Raw genomic sequence first — 18,482 nt, 5'->3', positions numbered from 1 at the left:
AGCAAGCCCGCTCCCACATGAGGACCGAGCAAGCCTCAGGATCAGTGCATGAAGATCGCGATCAGGATAATGACCGGGATAGGCACACCGAGGAAAAACAGCAGTAATGAGCGCATGACGTTCTCCTTGAATTAACGAACGGAAGTGGTGTGGGGAGTGGTTTCCAGATACACCACGGCATCCCGGCGACGACCACCAAAGGTTGCAGCGAGGCTGGCAAAAAACGCACCGATCAACAGCGCCACGAAAGTCCACAGCGACGTGTAGGCAGCCACTTTTGCAGCCGTGTCGGCAGCCTGCTTGGCTTTCAACTTGGCGTCATCCAGGGCTTTTTGAGCCTGGCCATAGACCTGGTCAACACGCGCCTCGGCATCGGCCTGGCTGAGGTTGGTCCGCTGGCTGATCAACTGTGCAAGGTACGCACGGTCTTCAGGTGCCAACTGACCATTGTTGCTCACGGTACGAGCGAAGATGCGAGCGACCACACCATGCACCGCGTCATCACTGACGGCGGCCGGGCGATCATCACGGAACAGGCTGTCGACGTAGTAGCCAAAGTCTTCGCCCTTGGAGGCAGCGCCAGCCACCTGGCTCATGCCACTGACGGCACCCGAGGCCACACTGGCACCGGCCTTCACACCACCGCTGACCACACTGCTGACCGAACCGACGATCAGCACCGCCGTCACCAGTGTCGCCACGGCCCAGGCCAGGAAGCCATGGGCGGTGTCGCGAAAGTACACCTCATCGCCGTGCATATTGGCCCATTTCACCCGCAGGCGACCGGCGATGTAACCGCCCATCCCCGACGCGATGATTTGCGTAACCGCCAGCCAGACAATGGTAGAAATGCCAAGCCCTTTGGCGCTGATGCCACTGTCGGCCCACGGCGACACCGCCGAAAAGCCCAGGCCGAAGCCCAGCAGTACCAGAATCAAGGACAGCGCAGCCGCGGCAGCGGCCCCGGCAAAGATCGCGCCCCAGGAAACCCCGGAGAGCGTGCTCGACTCTTGCAGCGTGGATGAGGATGTAATCATTGTTGTTTTGCTCCAGGCATGAAAAATAGTGTTACAAGTCTCAAAAGGGACAGTGCAGGCGACGTGCCAGAAGCTCGAAAATTAAAACTTCATATATTTCAATAACTTAATTAAGTTGAACTAATCTGAACCATGCAACTTGCAAGAAATGGCCCGGAGCGGCGGGCGTATTGCATTCCTCGTAGGAAATAACCCGTACGCACGCCGTGGCATGCAAAAAATCCTACACACACAGCGTTCGTTCAGATTCAGCGGGTTATGGTGAATTGTGTCGTTTGTGCCTACATAAATTTTTATTTAGGAAGCGGGCTATCATTTCTTGGCAAAATGCCCGCACTTCAGTGTGAATCGCTCACCAGGTAATCCTTATGACCCGCATTTTGACCATCGAGGACGACGCCGTAACGGCCCGCGAGATCGTTGCCGAGCTGAGTAGCCATGGACTGGACGTAGACTGGGTAGACAATGGCCGCGAAGGCCTGGTCCGTGCCGTCAGCGGTGATTACGACCTGATCACCCTCGACCGCATGCTCCCGGAACTGGATGGCCTGGCCATCGTCACCACCCTGCGCACCATCGGCGTATCCACGCCGATCCTGATGATCAGCGCCCTCTCCGATGTGGATGAACGGGTACGTGGCCTGCGGGCCGGTGGTGATGACTACCTGACCAAACCGTTCGCCTCCGACGAAATGGCCGCCCGCGTCGAAGTGCTGCTGCGGCGCAAAAGCACGGTCAAGGAGTTTGAAACTGCCTTGCGCGTGGCGGATCTGGAACTGAACCTGATCAGCCGTGAAGCCAGCCGCGCCGAACAGCCCCTGAGCCTGTTGCCGACCGAATACAAACTGCTGGAATTCCTGATGCGCAACACCGGGCAAATCCTCTCGCGGATGATGATCTTCGAGGAAGTCTGGGGTTATCACTTCGACCCGGGCACCAACCTGATCGACGTGCACATCGGTCGCCTGCGCAAAAAAATCGACCCGCCGGGCCTCACGCCGCTGATCCGCACGGTACGAGGTTCCGGGTATGTCATTGCTGAACCCCTCTAAAGGCTGGCGCTCTTCCAGCAGCCGGCTGCTGGCGCTCTACAGTTCGTTGTTCGTGGCCTGGAGCTGCATCCTCATGGGCGTGCTGTACTACGAGGTGTCCGGTTACCTGGGCGACCTCTCGCGCCACTCCCTGATGCAGCGCCAGCACCTGTTCCAGCGGTTTGACGGCGAAGAGCTGGTGGAAGCCCTGACCACCAGCATGACCTTCGACATGAAGGGCGTTGACGCCTACGGCCTGTTCGACAATCAGTTCAACCCCATCAGCGGCCCGATCCGCGTGATACCGCCCGACCTGCCAATGGACGGGCACATCCACGCCCTGGCCAACTGCATCGACTCCGACGACCCGAAACTGCCGCGCGACAGCTGCGACGCCGTGGCCACCCACACCGAAGACGGCCGCTGGCTGATCCTGGTGCGGGCCAACGGCTCGCTGTTCGGCGTGACGCGGATCATCCTGCACGCCTTGCTGTGGGGGATCACCCTGACGATCATTCCCGGCGCGGCCGGCTGGCACCTGCTCAGGCGGCGCCCATTGCGGCGGATTCGCGGGATCCAGGCGAGTGCCGAAGCCATCGTGGCCGGCGACCTGACCCACCGTTTGCCATTGTCCGACCGACGCGACGAACTGGACATGCTGGCAGCCATCGTCAACGCGATGCTCGACCGTATCGAGAAGCTGATGAACGAGGTCAAGGGCGTGTGCGACAACATCGCCCACGACCTGCGCACCCCGCTCACGCGCCTGCGGGCGCAGCTGTACCGAATCCAGCAACAGGCTGATGAAGACGCGCCCCACGCCCTGCAACTGGACGCGGCCATCGCCGAGACCGACACCTTGATGGCGCGTTTTCGCGGCCTGCTGCGGATTTCCGAACTGGAAGACCACCAGCGCCGCTCGGGCTTTCTGGTGCTTGATCCCCTGCCCTTGCTGCAGGAACTCCACGACTTCTACCTGCCCCTGGCAGAAGAAGGCGAGATGGAACTGCTGCTGCAAGTGCCGGACTCATTGCCCTGGATCACCGGTGACCGCGCGCTGCTGTTCGAAGCCCTGGCCAACCTGCTGAGCAACTCGATCAAATTCACCCCGCCGGGCGGCGAAGTGATTTTGCGCGGCGTGAACGATGCCGGCAGCACCCGCATTGAAGTCCTGGACTCCGGCCCCGGGATTCCCGCAGCTGAACGTGCGGCAGTGTTCCAGCGGTTTTACCGGGTGGACGAAGGCAATCAACAGCAAGGCGGGTTTGGCTTGGGGCTGTCGATTGTGGCCGCGATCATCAACCTGCACGGTTTCAAACTGGAAGTCGGCAGCAGCGAACGAGGCGGCGCGAAGCTGATCCTCGAATGCCGCCAACAACTGATGCCCGAAGCCTGAAGCCTGAAGCCTGAAGCCTGAAGAACACCACAAAACCAATGTGGGAGCGGGCTTGCTCGCGAATGCGGAGTGTCAGTCAACCCATCTGGCACTGATCCACCGCATTCGCGAGCAAGCCCGCTCCCACATTTGATCTTCATTCAGCCCGGAAAATTACCGCGCAACGCATCCAGCCCGCCGCTGTAGACACCGGTAAACAACTCCTCCACCGCCGCATCCGTCACACCGGCCTCCGGAGTAAACACGCCCGACCAGGTCACCTTCGCGGAGCTGTCACCCAGCGCCTCAACCTTCAACGTCGCCAGATACTCACTCACCGGAAACGGCGACTCGCTGATCGAATAACTGTAGGTACGCGCTGCATCATCAAAGCGTTGCAACCGTTCCACCACCACCCCGCCATCCGCCGTTTGCAGATGACGCACGCGCCCGCCTTCACTCGGCTCGCTCTTGACGATAAAGGGCAGCCAGTCCGGCAGCGAATTGAAGCCGCCGACCAATTGCCAAACCTGTTCGGCCGAAACCGGGATTTCAATAACAGCAGATGCTTTTGCCACGATTAACACTCCAAACCATTCAAGAAAAATCAGATCGCCATGCTGTCGACAACACCGCCGTCGACCCGCAACGCGGCACCGGTGGTGGCAGAGGACAACGGTGAAGCAATGTACGCCACCAGATTCGCCACTTCATCCACATTCGCTGCGCGCTGGATGATCGACGTCGGCCGCGCATTGCGCACAAACACATCCGCCTCGTCCCGCGCACTGCGCCCGGACTTGGCCACGGCGTCCTTGAGCATGTGCTCCAGGCCATCGGTAAAGGTCGGCCCCGGCAGGATCGCATTGACCGTCACCCCGGTGCCCGCCAGGCGTTTGGCCAAGCCATGGGACACCGCCAGGTTGGCGCTTTTGGTCACGCCGTAATTGATCATGTCAGCCGGCGTTGCCACCCCGGATTCCGACGACACAAAGATCACCCGGCCCCAGCCCTGCTCGACCATGCCCGGCGTGTAATGCCGTGACAAACGCACACCGGAGATCACGTTGACCTCGTAGAAACGCGTCCACTCGCTGTCGGGGGCGTCGAAGAAATCGACGTCGTTGAAGATCCCGAGGTTGTTCACCAGGATGTCGGCGCGCGGCTCGGCGGCGAACAGCTTTTCAGCGCCCTCGGCCGTACCGAGGTCCGCCACCAGCCCACGCAGATCCGCGCCGGGCACGGCCTGGCGAATGGTCGCCAGCGCCTCGTCGACCTTGCCCGATTCACGCCCGATCACCACCACCGTAGCGCCGGATTGCGCCAGCGCCTGGCTGATGCCCAGGCCTATGCCGGCGGTGCTGCCACTGACGATTGCGACTTTGCCACTGATATCAATTTTCATGTTCGCGTTCCTGTGGTTAGAGCGGCAACGGTGCACGGGCCGAAATCAATCGTGCCTCGCGCAGGGCCTGCCAAAAGGCTGCGGGAATCTTCTCTGACAACGCCGCGACGTCTTCAGCAATGCGCCTCGGACGACTGGCACCCGGAATCACTGCGGCCACTGCCGGGTGAGCCAGGGAGAATTGCAGTGCAGCGGCTTTCACACTCACGCCATGGGCCGCGGCAATCGCCTTGATCTGCTCGACCTTGCTGATGATCGCCGGGCTGGCTTTCTGGTACTCAAAATGTGCGCCGCCCGCCAGGATCCCGGAGCTGTAAGGGCCACCGACCACGATCTCGACGTTCTGCGCCTGGGCTGCATCCATCAAGCGCTGCAAGGCGCGTTCATGGTCGAGCAAGGTGTAGCGACCGGCAAGCAGGAAACCGTCGGGCTGGGCTTCGGCCAGGTCCAGGGTCAACTCGCAAGGCTCGACCCGATTGACGCCCAGGCCCCAGGCCTTGATCACGCCTTCTTCACGCAGGCGGGTCAGCACCTTGAAAGCACCGGTGCGCGCCTGATTGAAGTAGTCCAGCCATTGATCGCCGTAGAAATCCTGGGCGATGTCGTGAATCCACACGATGTCGAGGCGGTCGGTTTGCAGGCGGTTGAGGCTGTCTTCGATGGAGCGCAGGGTGGCATCGGCGCTGTAGTCGTTGACCATCTTGTTCGGCCGGCCATGTTCAAACACGCCGCTTTTCTCGCCGAGGTCGCGGGCGCTTTCTTCCACTTCATCCAGGATCACCCGGCCGACCTTGGTGCTGAGCACATAGTCGTCACGGTTGTACTTGGACAGGGCCTGGCCCAGGCGGATTTCCGAGAGGCCCGAGCCGTAGAACGGTGCGGTGTCGAAGTAACGCACGCCCTGGTTCCAGGCTGCTTCAACGGTGGCTTGCGCCTCCTCTTCAGGAATCGCACGGAACATGTTGCCCAAGGGGGCGGTGCCAAAACCCAGCACGCCGGGCAGTTTGTCTTTCAAGCTCATGGGGTAAATCCTCAAGATTGTTCAAGGTCGCTGTGTTGACCGTTGAGCAGATCGTAGATTGCAGAGATCGGACCGTCCAAGACATACTGCGACCAACTTGAGTCCCTTAAGGTCTGACATGATCGACTTGCGCCAATTGCGCTACTTCGTTGTAGTCGCTGAAGAAGAACACGTGGGGCGTGCTGCCGAACGGTTGCACATCTCCCAATCGCCCCTGAGCCGGCAGATTGCCCAATTGGAAGAGCGCCTGGGCCTGACCCTGTTCGAGCGCAGCCAACAGCGCATCCGCCTGACCCGCGACGGCCAGACGTTCCTCGCCGAAACCAAGGCGCTGCTGACCCACGCCAACCGCCTGGAGTCATTGGGCCGGCGATTGGGCAAAGGCGAAGAAGGCGGGCTGTGCATCGGCTACATTGAAAACGCCATGCACGCGGGGGTGCTGCCCAACGCCCTGAAGGTACTGCGTGACGCGCGGCCCAACGTGCATATCGCCCTGTACAACCTGCCCTCCATCGAGCAACTGGAAGGCCTGCGCCAACGCAGCCTGGATATCGCTCTGGTGGGTGAACCACCGGCGGCGGATGACCCGGACCTGATGGCATTGCAAGTGTTGGACGATCCGATGCTGCTGGCGCTGCCCGAGCAGCATCCGCTGGCCAGCGTCAGCGAGTTGCTGCCTGAGCATCTGGCCGAGCAGCAATGGATTGGCGTGCAGCGCAAAGCGGGTGCAAACCCGGCGGATGACTTTGTTGCGGCGTGCATTCGGGCAGGGTTTACCCCGCAGATTCCGATGGAAGCCAGCGAGCCGTTTACCGCGTTGGGGTTGGTGGCGTCGGGGCTAGGTGTCGCGATGGTGCAAAAGGGCTTGAGCCGCAATGCACCGCCGGGCGTTGTGCTGCGAGAACTGCCGTGGCTGACCTACACCACGCCGCTGTGGGCGGCGTGGCATCGGATCAACTTGCGGCCGTTGGTGGAGACGTTCAGGAAAGTCCTGACAGAGCCCCTATCACCTGTGGGAGCCGGGCTTGCCCGCGATGCAGGCACCTCGGTCTGTCAGTAAGACCGCGGTGATGCCATCGCAGGCAAGCCAGCTCCCACAGGGTTTCGGTGTCGCAGTTGAACGTGTGGTGGATCAGTACCGCCAATGCCCCGGCACCCATAACCACTGCCCGTTCCCCCAGCGATAGTGCCCCCGCACCCACTGATACCCTGGCGCCGGCGCCACCGGCACCACCTCGACCAAAGGCGGCGGACGCCGCGGATGAACAGGCTCGACAATACAACCGGACAACGCAGCCGCCATCAACGTGGCGGCCAGCGTAGCTTTGAATAGGCGGGACATGGCACGGTTCCCCAATGAGATTGGCCTTCGCCTGAGTGGCGGGCCTACCCGGGTTAAACGCCGCCACCCGGGAAAATCCGTCGCCCGTCTCGGTTATTAATGCTCGTTCCCACGCTCTGCGTGGGAACGCATCCCGTGACGCTCCGCGTCACCACTGCGCAAGACTTGAACCTTGCATCGCCAATTGGACGCAGAGCGTCCGGGGCGGCATTCCCACGCAGAGCGTGGGAACGATCTTCAGTGGCTCTTGGCGACCTTGCCCTTCGCCTGCCCCTTCATATACAACGCCTCCACCAACCGCTGGCGCTCATCCCGGGGCAAGGTGCTGGCGAACTGCGCCAGGGTGTTGTCCACCAGCGCCCTGAGCGCCATGTCCGCCTCCCGGGCCTTGCCCAAATCCGTCACCAACGCCTCACGGTCGAGAGTCGGCGCCTCCAGTTGCTTGATCACGTCCAGCCGCGCCTCGCGCCCGGCAAGTACCAGCGGCTGACTGTCGGCGCGGTTCTGGCGCAACAACTGGCGCAGTTCCTTGCGCCGTTCCGGCGGCAGCTTGACCATCGCCTGACGCAGGCCATGCTGGTTAACCACCGCCTCGGCGGGCTTGGTGTTCGCCAACCAATGGTACAAGCCACCGCCGACACCGCCGATCAAAAACACGTTGAACAACACCGACACAACCAGCAGCGGCTTCAGGTACTTGGGTGACGGGGTCATTGCTCGCTTTCCTCGGCGTTGACGGTGAAGACGACTTCGGCGTCGCCCTGGTCGAAGACACTCGGCAGTACTTCAGGGCCAAGCATGGGCAACGGCACGCTCAACGATGCCACCAGGATTCCGGCGGCGACCCCGGCGATGCCCACGCCAACAAAACCGGCCGGCGACAGCCAGCCGGCGTAGCGCGCCCAGAAGGACTGGCGCTGGGGAAACGATTGGCGAATCTGCCGCGCCAGCGCCGGGTCGACGGGTGCCAGTTGATAGCCGTCCAGCTGGCCGTCGAGCCATCGCGCCTGATGCAGCACCTCAAGAAGGCTGGCATCGCCTGCGTCCAGCAGGGCCTGGGCCTCGGCCTGTTCGGCGCGCGGCCAACGGTGCAAGTGGCCGCCGTAAGCCTCGGCCAATTGGGCAAATCGTTCAGGCGTCATGGTTTTCCCCTTCCTGGGCGGGCGGGCCCGGGTGTGTCGTCAAGGTAACTGCGCAGGTTGCGCCGGGCCCGTGACAGCAAGCTCTCCAGTGCCTCGACGCTGATGTTCATCAGCGCCGCGGCGTCGATATTCGACAGCTCTTGGTAATACTGCAACACAATCGCCTCACGCTGGCGATCAGGCAGCGACGCCAACGCCGCCGCCATGTGCTCACTGCGGGCGGCCGCTTCCAGCTGTTCATCGGGCGCAGGCGCTGTGTCGACCACCTCGCTCATCGCCTCCTCATCGTGCAGCGGGCGCTCCTTGCGCCGACGCAAATGGTCGTGGCACAGGTTGAGTGCCACGCGGTGCAGCCAGGTGTCGAAACGCGCTTCGCCACTGCGCCAGCTTGCAGCCTGGCGCCAGATACGCAGAAAACTTTCCTGGGCCACGTCCCTGGCCTCGTCGGCATCCCCGAGGATCCGACTGGCGAGCGCGAGCAAACGCGGCAGTTTGCGCGTCACCATTTCGTTGATGGCCGCCGGTTCGTTGTTACCGATGCGGGCCAACAGCTCAACGTCCGGATCAGTGTCTTTCAATAGGGCAAGTCTCGGTCCGGTGGCTAAGGGTCAGGTTGACGGAATGCTCAGCGGATCCAGTGCCCTTCTCTCCAGTACCAGTTGGGGCCGCGCGATTCCCAGTGGCCAGGTTCCCAACGGGCGTTGCGCATCACCGGCTGCCAGTGGCCCGGTACCCAGGCATAACCGCGCCCTTCGTAGCGCCAGTGCCCGCGATCCCATACATAGCCAGGGCGTTCGACGGGAACGGCCTCGACGCGCATCGGCGGTGGCGCTTCGCGGATGATCACTTCGGTCTGGGCAAAGGTCGGCGTGCTGACCAGGGCGGCCAGTGCCAGCGGGATCAACAGGGCATAACGTAATTTGGCCAGCGGTCGTGCAAGTCTCATGACAACTCCTTCATCGGCGATCGCCAGTGATCGCAGTTGTAGGGTTGAACGGCAGGTGTCCGAAAATCCGTCGCAACAAAAAGAACTTTTTATCGCGACCGCTCAGGACGGCAGGCAGGGCCAGTATTGCCCAGGGTTTGCGGGGAGTTGATGAAATTGTTGAAAGGTCGCGACGGATTTATCCATATGGCCGCGTTCAAGGGTTAACCGTTGGTAATCGACAGGCGCGTTCTGTTGGTTGGCGACGCCCATCACCTTGAGGAAATCACCATGTCTCGTCGAATTTCACTGCTGGTTGCCGCCGTCCTGCTCATGAACCTTGGCGGCTGCGTGTTCCTACCGGGGCACCGCGAGCATTGCTGCTGGCGCGGTTACGGGGTAGTGACTACCCCGACGGCACAAGCGATCTCCTGATCCGCTAACTGACCGCTGCAAAACCCCTGCGCCCGGCCTTGATCTCGGTGCGCAGTTCGCCAATCAGGTTTGAGATGGAACGGATGCTGTCCAGACCCTGGGGCGACACACGGGGCAGCAGCAGGTCGACGCGCCCGGAGGCCGGGTCGAAGATGTTGATGCGCAGCGAACCGTCGCTGTTCAATGAGCAGTCACAGGCGAGGGGCAGGAAGCCCGACTCCATGATGTGGCGAAACTCGGCGATCGAAATCATGCGGGCACCCTTCCCTGTACGGGGCTCGGAGGACGTGATCCGTCTAGGGTAGATGAGCTTTTTCAAACTGCCCGGGAATTAATGCAAAAGTGATACGTGGTGCGCATTTCGGCTAAAACCGCTGGCCGGCTGACGCCAAAAAAACCACACCGACACCCTCTTATCCGATGCCGCGCGAAGGGCTTGCTTCCTGGCGATGATGGCCAGATGCTCTGGTTTTTTTCCGACACCGAGAGCACTCCGCATGAGCATCGAACCTTTGATCGAACCCGACAGTGCTGTGTACAAGACGTTGCTGGAATCGACCAAGGCCATCCCCTGGCGCATCGACTGGCCGACCATGACCTTCAGCTACATCGGCCCGCAAATCGAGGCGCTGCTGGGCTGGACGCCACAGAGCTGGGCCACCGTGGACGACTGGGTGGAACGCATGCACCCGGATGACCGCGAGTATGTGGTCAACTTCTGCGTCTCCCAGTCCCGGGCCGGGGTCGACCACGAAGCCGATTACCGGGCGCTGACCGCCAGCGGCGAGTACGTGTGGATTCGCGACGTGGTGCACGTGGAGCGCAAGGACGGCGAGGTGCAGGCGCTGATCGGCTTCATGTTCGATATCAGCGAGCGCAAGAAGACCGAAGAACACCTGATTCGCCTGCAGAAGCAGCTGGAGGAGTATTCGTTCCAGGACGGCCTCACCGGCATCGCCAACCGGCGCATGTTCGACACCGTGCTGGCGCGGGAATGGACCAGCGCCCAGCGCAGCCAGTTGCCGCTGTCGTTGATCCTGTTGGATATCGACTATTTCAAGCAGTACAACGACCTCTATGGGCATATCAAGGGCGACGAATGCCTGCGCCAGGTGGCACGCACGCTGTCGCAAGCGGCCAACCGGCCACGGGACTTCATTGCGCGCATCGGCGGTGAGGAATTTGTGTGGTTGCTGCCGGAAACCGATGCCGAGTCGGCACGGCGCGTGGCCGAACGCTGCCTGCACTTGATCCGCCAGCAGCAGATCGCGCATGAGCACTCGGCGGTGTCGGACCTGCTGACACTGAGCCTGGGCGTAGGCACTTGCACGGTAACGCCGGGCAGCGCGGCGCTGGCCTTTGTCGAAGCCGTCGACAAGTTGCTGTACCAGGCCAAGCGCAATGGCCGGATGCGTGCAGAGTTTGCCGACGTAGAGGATTGATACAACGCTCAAATCGCGGGCAAAAAAAATCCCAAGTAGCTGATGGAAACTTGGGATTTAAAAATGCATAAACCGTGGGAGGTGAACGCCCGGCTATATTACCCAGCGGGAAAACTTGTAACAAGATAATTTTCAACCTTTCGTCGGATTAAAACAGCGCTAAGTCATTCAATAACCACACTTTTTTAATGGATCCGATTATTGGAAATGCCACTTTTTGGTGCAATAACAGCGCATCGTTAAACAAACTTCGCTGTTTAATTCCGTGATAAAAATAAGGTTATTGATTAAAAGTGCGTGGGCTTCTTCAAGTCGTGCTGATACAGGTGTTTGCACGGATCCACCAATACAAGTTCGTCCTGGGGCGTGGCGCGCGAAACACTCGCCGCCTGGCGGCATAACGCCAGGCGCTCCGCCGCCTCTTCCCGCTGCCGGTCGACCTGGGCATTGAGCCGAACGAAATAAGTCCCCAATAACACCGCGACACATAGAACGCCGACGCCAAAATAGCGCAAGGCGTTGGATTGAGGGGGTTCCAGCTCACTCATACACTCATTGCACCTTGTGTTTCTGATAGCGAACATCGTCGCCCTCGGCCGTGTCGACCACTGCCCAGCCAAGCCGCTGGTAAAAACCGTTGGCACGGATCTGATCCCGCCCATCCGTGATCAGGAAGAGCGTGTCGTGGTGCTCGAACAGCGCGGCCTCGGCCACTGCCATCAATTGGCGGCCCAACCCAAGGTTCTCGTGAGACGGCAATACAAACAGGGCGAACACCTCGCCTTCGGCAAGATCAACCATTGCAAACGCGACAGGCCTGCCGTCCAGTTCGGCAAGCCATACGCAAGGCGCCTCGCGCATGCTGTCGGCGACGACTTGCGGGGTAATGCCCAGCTCAGCCATCTGCTCGCGGCTTAAGTGGTTCTGCACCACGGCGGTGCGAATGTCGAAAATGGCATTGATATCGCCCGGAGTTGCCAACCGTATAACCGAACCCATGTGCACCGCCTCCCGATGAGACGCTCAATTGTATGTAAATTGAAACACATCGGTTGTGGTGGATTTGTAAAACAGTCAGCCGGATTGCGCGTTAATCCTGCTCACGCCGCCTGAACTGCCCCGGCGCCAGCCCGTGGGCCTTGCGGAAACACCGGGAAAAATACGCCTCGTCGGTAAACCCGCAACGGTGCGCAATCGCGCCGATCATCTGCGGGCTGTTGAGCAGCAGCGTGCGCGCCAGTTGCATGCGCCGGTCGAGCACCAACTGGGAGAAGGGTTTGCCGGTTTCCTTGCGCAACAGGTGGGTCAGGTAGTTGGGCGACAGGAACGCCGCCGCCGCGGCATCCGTCAGGTTCAGCGACGGCTCGTGCAAATGCTCGCGGATGTAGCCTTGCACCCGGGCCAGGGCATCCTTGCGCCCACGCCGGGTGGCGTTGTTGGCGGCGAACGCCTGGAGCGGTTCGGCGTACTGTTGGCACACCAGCCCGATCAACTGGAACAGGTAACCCTTGAGCCGCTCCCGGGCGCCGAAGCTGCGGTGGGCGTCCAGGCTGCGCATGTGTTCCAGCCAGGCTTTGACTTCTTCGAAGGCCGCGTCGTCGAGGATGAAGTCCAACTGCTCCTGGAAGCGGAACGGCGACAGCTCCGGCGCCTGGCCGATGGGGATGTCTTCCAGGTCCAGCGGGTCGCAGGTCAGTTGCGGCAGGAAAAAACCCTGGCTGAAATTGATCAGCATGAAGTCGCCGTCGTCGGGATGGGGAATCACGTGCAGGCGATGGGGCAGGATAAAGGCCATTGCCTTTTTCGGGAACGGGCGCACCGCACCGCCGATGTGCTGCACGGTGTCGCCACCCAGGTTGATCTGGATCTGGAAGTATTCGTGGCGATGGGGACTGGTCAGCGCCGCCCTGCCCCGCTTGTCGCGGATGTAGAAGTCAGAGCGGTCGCTGCGTTGTTCCATGCCATAGGTGGTGATGCGGGTGCCGGGCATACGTACTTCTCGGAGGGCCTGGGCACCACTGTAGCGTCAACCCTGGCCGAGGGTGAAGCTCAGCTCCGCCAGGCCGTCGATCCCGGCGGTCACCACATCGCCCGGTTGCAAGGCGCCGACGCCCGCCGGGGTGCCGGTGAAGATCAGGTCGCCGGCCTTCAATGCCACCGATTTGGACGCGTGGCTGATCACCTCGCTGACCGACCAGATCTGGTCTGCCAGATCGCCCACTTGGCGTTGCTCGCCATTGACCTTGAGCCAGATACGCCCGCTGACCGGATGGCCGACGGCACTCACCGGCTGCAACGGGGTGCAGGGTGCCGATTCATCGAAGGCCTTGGCCCATTCCCACGGCCGCGACAGCTTTTTCGCCTGGGCCTGGAGGTCGCGGCGGGTCAGGTCGATGCCCAAACCGTAACCCCAGATATGCGCAAACGCATCTTCCGGGGCGATGTCCACGCCGCCCTTGCAGATGGCCACCACCAACTCGACTTCATGGTGCAGGTCGGCGGTCAATGGCGGATAGGCGATCACGCCCTCGGCAGGCACCACGGCATCCGCCGGTTTCATGAAAAAGAACGGCGGCTCGCGGTCGGGGTCGTGGCCCATTTCGCGGGCATGTTCGCTGTAGTTGCGCCCGACACAGAACACCCGGCGCAGCGGGAAGCGGGCGTCGTCGCCGTGGATGGCGAGGGACGGGGTTTCGTTGGGAGTGATGACGTAGCGGGTCATGGCATGTGCCTCTTCGGTTACCTGGGGCCAGTATGAGGACTGGCTCCGGGGCGAAGTTGGACAGGCTTACGCAGATTTTGTACTGGGCGGTGCAATCATTTACGCGCCAGCTTGTAGCGCAAACAGTCCTGATAAAAACTCTGGCGAATCACCTCGGGCTTGACCCGCGAACGGCTGTCGTAGGTCTGTTCGGTGATGCCCATGGCCATCATGTGCATCCAGGGTTTCTTGAACTGGTAGGTCTTCAGCTTCTGCCGCGCGGCGTACAGCGAGACGCCCGACAGCTTCAATTCCTGGGCCCGGGCGGCGGTGCCAGCCCCCCAACTGCACATGTACTTGTCGTTGTCCCGCAGCTCCCGTGCCTCAACCGAAACCGCCCCACCCGCCAGGGAACAGGCGATCAGCATGATTCCAACATTGCGCATTTGCATCCCGCCTAACCACCTGAAAATAAAAGTGATTTTGGCGAGAATTTTGTTACAAAGGGGCCAGCAAATTGCCTTCTCGATGAATTTTCCGACCTGAAACCGAACCAAGTAACAGCGCTGCCACTCAGGCATTTTGCCACTATTGGTTGCCGATGGCCCATTGCCTGACGATAATCGCGGCGCTCTCCCACACTCACGCAAGGAAACGCCGTGAAAAAGCTTCTACTGTTGACCCCATTGCTCGCACTGCTGTTGCAAGGCTGCGGCGTCACCATGACGCAATACGAGCCGAACTTCGATAACGTCCAGGTCCTCAAGCAAGCAGCGCCGCTGCAACCCGTCAGCAATGCCCAGGTGACGGCCGCATCGGGCGAAGGCTCGTTGTCTGTACGTGCCAACCCGATCCGCTCGCCCAGTGGCAGCATCCCGGCGCATATCCAGGCTGCAATCACCCAGGAACTGCAACTGGCAGGCCTGCTGAACCCGCAAGCAGAACGTCATCTGCAAGTGCTGGTGGTGAAGAATTCGCTGTCGGCAGGCATGGGCTCCGGCAACGGCACCCTGGCCGCGCGGTTTACCCTGCTCAAGGGCAATGACGTGGTGTACGACGCGACCAAGGAAGTGAATCACACCTGGCCCAGTTCGTTCTTCGGGTTCATTGCGATCCCGAATGCCGCCAACGCCTACAACCCGATGGTGCGGGATTTGCTCAAGTCGCTGTACAGCGACCCGTTGTTCATCAAGGCGCTTAAGTAAGGCCTGGGCTGCGAGGATCGGCCACCCTGCCCTCGCAGCTGTTTCAAACGTTCAGTTACGTGTCACGCCCGTGGCACGCCGGCATCCAGCGCCGAATACTTCAGGTTATTACCGTCGACCATTTGCTTGAGCAGGGCATTGACCTGGCGGGTGAAGGTATCGGTCACCGCGTCTTTCGGCGTATTGGCCATCAACGGGATGAACCAGATGCCCATCCAGGTATTGATCGAGTCGTGGTTGGAGCCGGTGCTCAGTGCCTGGCCTTGTGCGTCCACCGATTCCAGCTTCATGGTGTACTGATCAGTCCCCAGCGCCGGAATGATGGTGAAGGTAAAGCCGCTGATAAAGGCCAATACCAGTTGGCCGCCACCCGGTGGATGGTTGTAGACCTTCAGGCGCAGGCTGTAATCGCCTGGCTGCTTCTGGAATTCATCCAGGGTCACGCGACCAAACAGGCCGGAGTCAGTCAGGACTTTCTGCAGCTGTGGCTTGAGCATGTCACGCGCTTGTGGGACTTCGGCCGCGGCGGCATTTGTCGGCTCGCCCTGGTAGAACTTGAAGTCTACGTAGACGTTCGGTTTGTTGGCGTAGCTGGCCTTCGACGGCAGCGTGACAGGTGCGACTTCGTCCTTCGTGAAGCTGGCGCAGCCGCCCATCGACAACGTGATCAGGGCCAACCCCAGCATTTTTCCAATGTGCATTACGACTTCCTTAGTGAATGGAGCGTCTCCATGGCCGGAGTTGCTGGGGGCGGATGATAAAGAGTGGGTGGCGATGTTAAAAGGCCATCTCCCATAAAATACTGACGATCACTGTAGGAGCGAGCTTGCTCGCGAAAATCGTTAACGATAACGCAGCGTGCCTGGCTTAGCGCGCTGCTCTCAGGTTCTTCGCGAGCAAGCTCGCTCCTACAGTAGGTGGGTGTTTACCACTGGTAGGTCGCACTGGCCTGCACGGTACGCTGCGAGCCATACCAGCACCACGAGTAGGAATAGCAGGACGCGACGTACTCTTTATTCGCCAGGTTGGTGGCGTTCACTGCCAGGCGCAGGTTGTCACCCTGACGATTGATGTGCGGGATGTCGTAGTGCACCGCTGCATCAAACAGGGTGTAACCGGGCACCTTCAGGGTGTTGGCGGTATCGCCCCAGGAAGAACCGACATACCGCGCACCGGCGCCTACGCCGAAGCCCTTCAGCGTGCCGTCGTGCAGGGTGTAATCCGCCCAGGCCGACGCGGTATGACGCGGCACCGCGTAGGTGGTGGTGCCTTCGGCCGCAATGGCCGGGCCGACACCGATGTCGCTGATGGGCGCATAACGCACGGTGTTGTTGGATTTGCTGATGCGGTTATCCAGGTAGGCATAGGCCGCAGTGATATCCAGGTTGTCGTTCAGGCTGGCCTTGCCTTCCAGTTCAAACCCGCGGGATTGCACTTCACCGTCCTGAATCTGGCAGCGGGAGCCGTTGCACAGGTGGGAAGCGTCCGGGTCCAGCGTCGGTACGTTGGTCTGGCGGAGGTCGAAAATGGCAGCCGTGATGAAGCTGTTGCTGCCCGGCGGCTGGTACTTGATGCCGATTTCCGTCTGCTTGCCCTCGGTCGGCTGGAACGTCGAACCGCCGTAGCCCGTGCCGGATTGCGGCTGGAAGGATTCCGAGTAGCTGACATACGGCGCCAGGCCGTTATCGAACAGGTAGACCAGGCCCAGGCGGCCGGTGAAGGCCTTGCTGTCCTGGGACGACTTGGTCTTTTTCTGGGTGGTCATCGCCAGGGTACTGTTGTCGGTGCTGGCCCAGTCATAACGCCCGCCCATCAACAGCACCCATTTGTCCCACTTCATCTGCTCTTGCAGGTACACCCCCGTTTGCTCGCTGCGCGAGGTGGCGTCGCTGGTGTAGGCCGGCACCGGCACGGCCGCGCCGTAGACCGGGTCGAAAATATCCAGCGTAGGCCCTGCCGTGTACACGCCGCTGCCCGACTTGGTGTCGGTGCTGGTGTTCTGGTAGTCGGCGCCCATCAGCACGGTGTGCTGCAACGGCCCGGTGTCGAATTTGGCCTGCAACTGGTTGTCGAGGGCATAGGCGTCGATGTTCACGTCGCTGGCGATGGTCGAGCGGCGGATGGTGCGGTAATCGCTCTCCAGGTAGTTGCTGTAGAGGCTGCGGTATTGCCCTTCGCTGCGCAGGTAGCGCGCATTCTGGCGCACGGTCCAGACATCGTTGAAGTGATGTTCGAAGGCGTAGCCGATGGAGTAATACTCGCGGTCGCTCTTCTCGAAGTTTTTCTCGCCGTCGTAGAAATCCACGTCGATCTTGCGCCCCGTCGGGCTGTGCAGCACCGAGCCCCAGGCTGGCATCGAGCCGTAGGACGCGCCCTTGGGGTCCTTCTGGAAGTGCCCGAGCAAGGTCAGCGAGGTATTCTCGTCTGGGCGCCAGGTGAAGGCGGTGGACAGGGATTGACGCCGGGTTTCGGTGTGCTCGATCTGCCCGTCGGCATCGTCGAACAGGCCGGCAACGCGGTAGGAATACACGCCTTGGTCGTCCAGCGGGCCACTCAAGTCAAAGGTCGTGCGCTTCTTGTTGAAGGTCCCGTACTCGACGCCGACTTCATGGAACGGCGTGTCGAGCGGGCGTTTGCTGACCATGTTGATCACGCCGCTGGGGGTGCCCTGCCCGTACAGCACCGACGCGGGCCCGCGCAGCACTTCGACGCGCTCCAGGTCGAAGGCGTCTTTTTGCGGCAAGGCATCCCGGCTCGAGGGCATACGCAGGCCGTCGAGGTAGGTCGCCGGGGTGAAGCCACGGATGGTCAACTGGTCGAGGCGCGAGGCGGTGGAGCCACGGGTTTCCGGGATCACGGCAGCGCTGTAGCGCAGGATCTGGTTGAGGCTCTCGGCGTTCTGCGCGCGCATCTGGTCTTTGGTGACCACGGAGATCGACTGCGGGGTTTCGATCAGTGCGGTGTCGGTCTTGGTGCCCGACAGGCTGCGGGTGGCCACGTAGCCAGACACCGGGCCGGTGGGGCTTTCCGACTGGTACGCGCCGCTGATGGTGGTGGCCTGCAACTCCATGGCGCCATCGGTGTGCGGGATGGCTTCGAGACGGTAGCGGTCGTCGGCGATCTTCAGGGCTTGCAGGCCGCTGCCGGCCAACACTTGGGCCAGGGCGGCGTCGGTATTGTATTGCCCGTTCAGGCCATTGCTGCGTTTGCCGCGGGTCAGGCTCGAATCAAAGGCCAATACCAGGCCCGCCTGCTCGGCGAGGCTGTTGAGGGCCTGGCTCAGGTCACCGGCGGGAATGGAGAACGCAGCGCTTTCAGCCGCGTAGGACGCTTGAACGGTCAGCAGGGGTACGGCGGCAAACGCCATCGCCACTGAAAGGGTCAATGGCTGTAAAGGACGAGCAAGGCGCGACATGAGAAG

23 protein-coding genes are annotated in these 18,482 nt (G+C 61.3%); 6 read left to right on the top strand and 17 right to left on the bottom strand.

What is annotated here, in order from left to right:
• Positions 1 to 131 precede the first annotated feature (131 nt).
• Positions 132 to 1,037, bottom strand: coding sequence for a hypothetical protein (locus HX839_RS14010; RefSeq protein ID WP_003219728.1), 906 nt, complete (start codon positions 1,035 to 1,037; stop codon positions 132 to 134).
• A 368-nt stretch (positions 1,038 to 1,405) separates the two neighbouring features.
• Between HX839_RS14010 and HX839_RS14005 the strand changes: the two genes are divergently transcribed.
• Positions 1,406 to 2,089, top strand: a complete 684-nt coding sequence (locus tag HX839_RS14005) for a response regulator transcription factor (protein ID WP_003219726.1) — start codon at positions 1,406 to 1,408, stop codon at positions 2,087 to 2,089.
• Positions 2,067 to 3,464 carry a cell wall metabolism sensor histidine kinase WalK gene (locus HX839_RS14000; RefSeq protein ID WP_008435962.1) on the top strand — a complete coding sequence of 466 codons (1,398 nt, stop codon included), beginning with the start codon at positions 2,067 to 2,069 and terminating at the stop codon, positions 3,462 to 3,464. Before HX839_RS14005 ends, HX839_RS14000 begins: the two co-directional genes overlap by 23 nt.
• Positions 3,465 to 3,604: 140 nt before the next feature.
• Here the strand turns inward: HX839_RS14000 and HX839_RS13995 are convergent, their stop codons facing one another.
• Genes HX839_RS13995 through HX839_RS13985 form a run of 3 tightly spaced genes read right to left on the bottom strand, consistent with a single transcriptional unit; the run spans position 3,605 to position 5,869 of the window.
• On the bottom strand, positions 3,605 to 4,021 hold the full coding sequence (locus tag HX839_RS13995) for an SRPBCC family protein (protein WP_177050001.1): 417 nt from the start codon (positions 4,019 to 4,021) through the stop codon (positions 3,605 to 3,607).
• 29 nt (positions 4,022 to 4,050) lie between these two features.
• Positions 4,051 to 4,848, bottom strand: a complete 798-nt coding sequence (locus HX839_RS13990) for an SDR family NAD(P)-dependent oxidoreductase (RefSeq protein WP_003219722.1) — start codon at positions 4,846 to 4,848, stop codon at positions 4,051 to 4,053.
• 16 nt (positions 4,849 to 4,864) lie between these two features.
• The gene (locus tag HX839_RS13985; RefSeq protein WP_177067198.1) at positions 4,865 to 5,869 is read right to left on the bottom strand and encodes an aldo/keto reductase; all 1,005 of its coding nucleotides are present in this window, start codon (positions 5,867 to 5,869) and stop codon (positions 4,865 to 4,867) included.
• Between the two features lie 118 nt (positions 5,870 to 5,987).
• Between HX839_RS13985 and HX839_RS13980 the strand changes: the two genes are divergently transcribed.
• Entirely contained in the window at positions 5,988 to 6,929 is a 942-nt protein-coding gene (locus HX839_RS13980; RefSeq protein ID WP_177067197.1) for a LysR substrate-binding domain-containing protein, read from the top strand.
• Positions 6,930 to 7,001: 72 nt separating this feature from the next.
• Here the strand turns inward: HX839_RS13980 and HX839_RS13975 are convergent, their stop codons facing one another.
• From HX839_RS13975 to HX839_RS13955, 5 genes are all read right to left on the bottom strand, one after another.
• On the bottom strand, positions 7,002 to 7,211 hold the full coding sequence (locus HX839_RS13975) for a YXWGXW repeat-containing protein (RefSeq protein WP_080673247.1): 210 nt from the start codon (positions 7,209 to 7,211) through the stop codon (positions 7,002 to 7,004).
• A 237-nt stretch (positions 7,212 to 7,448) separates the two neighbouring features.
• Complete coding sequence (locus tag HX839_RS13970; protein WP_003219717.1) at positions 7,449 to 7,925, bottom strand: periplasmic heavy metal sensor; 477 nt, start codon at positions 7,923 to 7,925, stop codon at positions 7,449 to 7,451.
• On the bottom strand, positions 7,922 to 8,353 hold the full coding sequence (locus HX839_RS13965) for a hypothetical protein (protein WP_003219715.1): 432 nt from the start codon (positions 8,351 to 8,353) through the stop codon (positions 7,922 to 7,924). The genes HX839_RS13970 and HX839_RS13965 overlap by 4 nt, the downstream gene beginning before the upstream one ends.
• A complete protein-coding gene (locus tag HX839_RS13960) occupies positions 8,350 to 8,931 on the bottom strand; it encodes an RNA polymerase sigma factor (RefSeq protein ID WP_087694119.1) in 582 nt (193 codons plus the stop codon). Before HX839_RS13960 ends, HX839_RS13965 begins: the two co-directional genes overlap by 4 nt.
• Before the next feature lie 47 nt (positions 8,932 to 8,978).
• Complete coding sequence (locus HX839_RS13955) at positions 8,979 to 9,299, bottom strand: YXWGXW repeat-containing protein (protein ID WP_003219711.1); 321 nt, start codon at positions 9,297 to 9,299, stop codon at positions 8,979 to 8,981.
• 270 nt (positions 9,300 to 9,569) lie between these two features.
• Between HX839_RS13955 and HX839_RS13950 the strand changes: the two genes are divergently transcribed.
• A complete protein-coding gene (locus HX839_RS13950) occupies positions 9,570 to 9,713 on the top strand; it encodes a hypothetical protein (RefSeq protein WP_166742173.1) in 144 nt (47 codons plus the stop codon).
• A 4-nt stretch (positions 9,714 to 9,717) separates the two neighbouring features.
• Here HX839_RS13950 and HX839_RS13945 read toward each other — a convergent pair whose 3' ends face one another.
• A complete protein-coding gene (locus HX839_RS13945) occupies positions 9,718 to 9,966 on the bottom strand; it encodes a DUF1652 domain-containing protein (protein WP_008435982.1) in 249 nt (82 codons plus the stop codon).
• 244 nt (positions 9,967 to 10,210) lie between these two features.
• Between HX839_RS13945 and HX839_RS13940 the strand changes: the two genes are divergently transcribed.
• Positions 10,211 to 11,155, top strand: coding sequence for a sensor domain-containing diguanylate cyclase (locus tag HX839_RS13940; RefSeq protein ID WP_177009773.1), 945 nt, complete (start codon positions 10,211 to 10,213; stop codon positions 11,153 to 11,155).
• 287 nt (positions 11,156 to 11,442) lie between these two features.
• Here HX839_RS13940 and HX839_RS13935 read toward each other — a convergent pair whose 3' ends face one another.
• The 5 genes from HX839_RS13935 to HX839_RS13915 form a co-directional block, all read right to left on the bottom strand.
• Complete coding sequence (locus HX839_RS13935; protein ID WP_134326909.1) at positions 11,443 to 11,703, bottom strand: hypothetical protein; 261 nt, start codon at positions 11,701 to 11,703, stop codon at positions 11,443 to 11,445.
• 4 nt (positions 11,704 to 11,707) lie between these two features.
• Positions 11,708 to 12,154 (bottom strand): GNAT family N-acetyltransferase, encoded by a 447-nt coding sequence (locus HX839_RS13930; protein WP_003219700.1) that lies wholly within the window; start codon positions 12,152 to 12,154, stop codon positions 11,708 to 11,710.
• 91 nt (positions 12,155 to 12,245) lie between these two features.
• Positions 12,246 to 13,145 (bottom strand): AraC family transcriptional regulator, encoded by a 900-nt coding sequence (locus HX839_RS13925; RefSeq protein WP_177067196.1) that lies wholly within the window; start codon positions 13,143 to 13,145, stop codon positions 12,246 to 12,248.
• Positions 13,146 to 13,181: 36 nt separating this feature from the next.
• Positions 13,182 to 13,877: a fumarylacetoacetate hydrolase family protein gene (locus HX839_RS13920; RefSeq protein WP_177067195.1), complete on the bottom strand. Its 696-nt coding sequence runs from the start codon at positions 13,875 to 13,877 to the stop codon at positions 13,182 to 13,184.
• 95 nt (positions 13,878 to 13,972) lie between these two features.
• A complete protein-coding gene (locus tag HX839_RS13915) occupies positions 13,973 to 14,302 on the bottom strand; it encodes a hypothetical protein (protein ID WP_023658946.1) in 330 nt (109 codons plus the stop codon).
• 213 nt (positions 14,303 to 14,515) lie between these two features.
• Here HX839_RS13915 and HX839_RS13910 point away from each other — a divergent pair, with 213 nt between their 5' ends.
• Complete coding sequence (locus tag HX839_RS13910) at positions 14,516 to 15,061, top strand: hypothetical protein (RefSeq protein WP_003219695.1); 546 nt, start codon at positions 14,516 to 14,518, stop codon at positions 15,059 to 15,061.
• Between the two features lie 62 nt (positions 15,062 to 15,123).
• Here the strand turns inward: HX839_RS13910 and HX839_RS13905 are convergent, their stop codons facing one another.
• Both HX839_RS13905 and HX839_RS13900 read right to left on the bottom strand, forming a co-directional pair.
• The gene (locus HX839_RS13905) at positions 15,124 to 15,762 is read right to left on the bottom strand and encodes a hypothetical protein (RefSeq protein WP_177067194.1); all 639 of its coding nucleotides are present in this window, start codon (positions 15,760 to 15,762) and stop codon (positions 15,124 to 15,126) included.
• Between the two features lie 224 nt (positions 15,763 to 15,986).
• The gene (locus tag HX839_RS13900) at positions 15,987 to 18,476 is read right to left on the bottom strand and encodes a TonB-dependent siderophore receptor (protein ID WP_177067193.1); all 2,490 of its coding nucleotides are present in this window, start codon (positions 18,474 to 18,476) and stop codon (positions 15,987 to 15,989) included.
• Positions 18,477 to 18,482: the final 6 nt, after the last annotated feature.

The organism is Pseudomonas sp. I8001 (genome assembly GCF_013385345.1).
GTDB lineage: Bacteria > Pseudomonadota > Gammaproteobacteria > Pseudomonadales > Pseudomonadaceae > Aquipseudomonas.
Note: the sequence above shows the minus strand (reverse complement) of the source record. Positions and strands in the feature narration are given on the sequence as shown.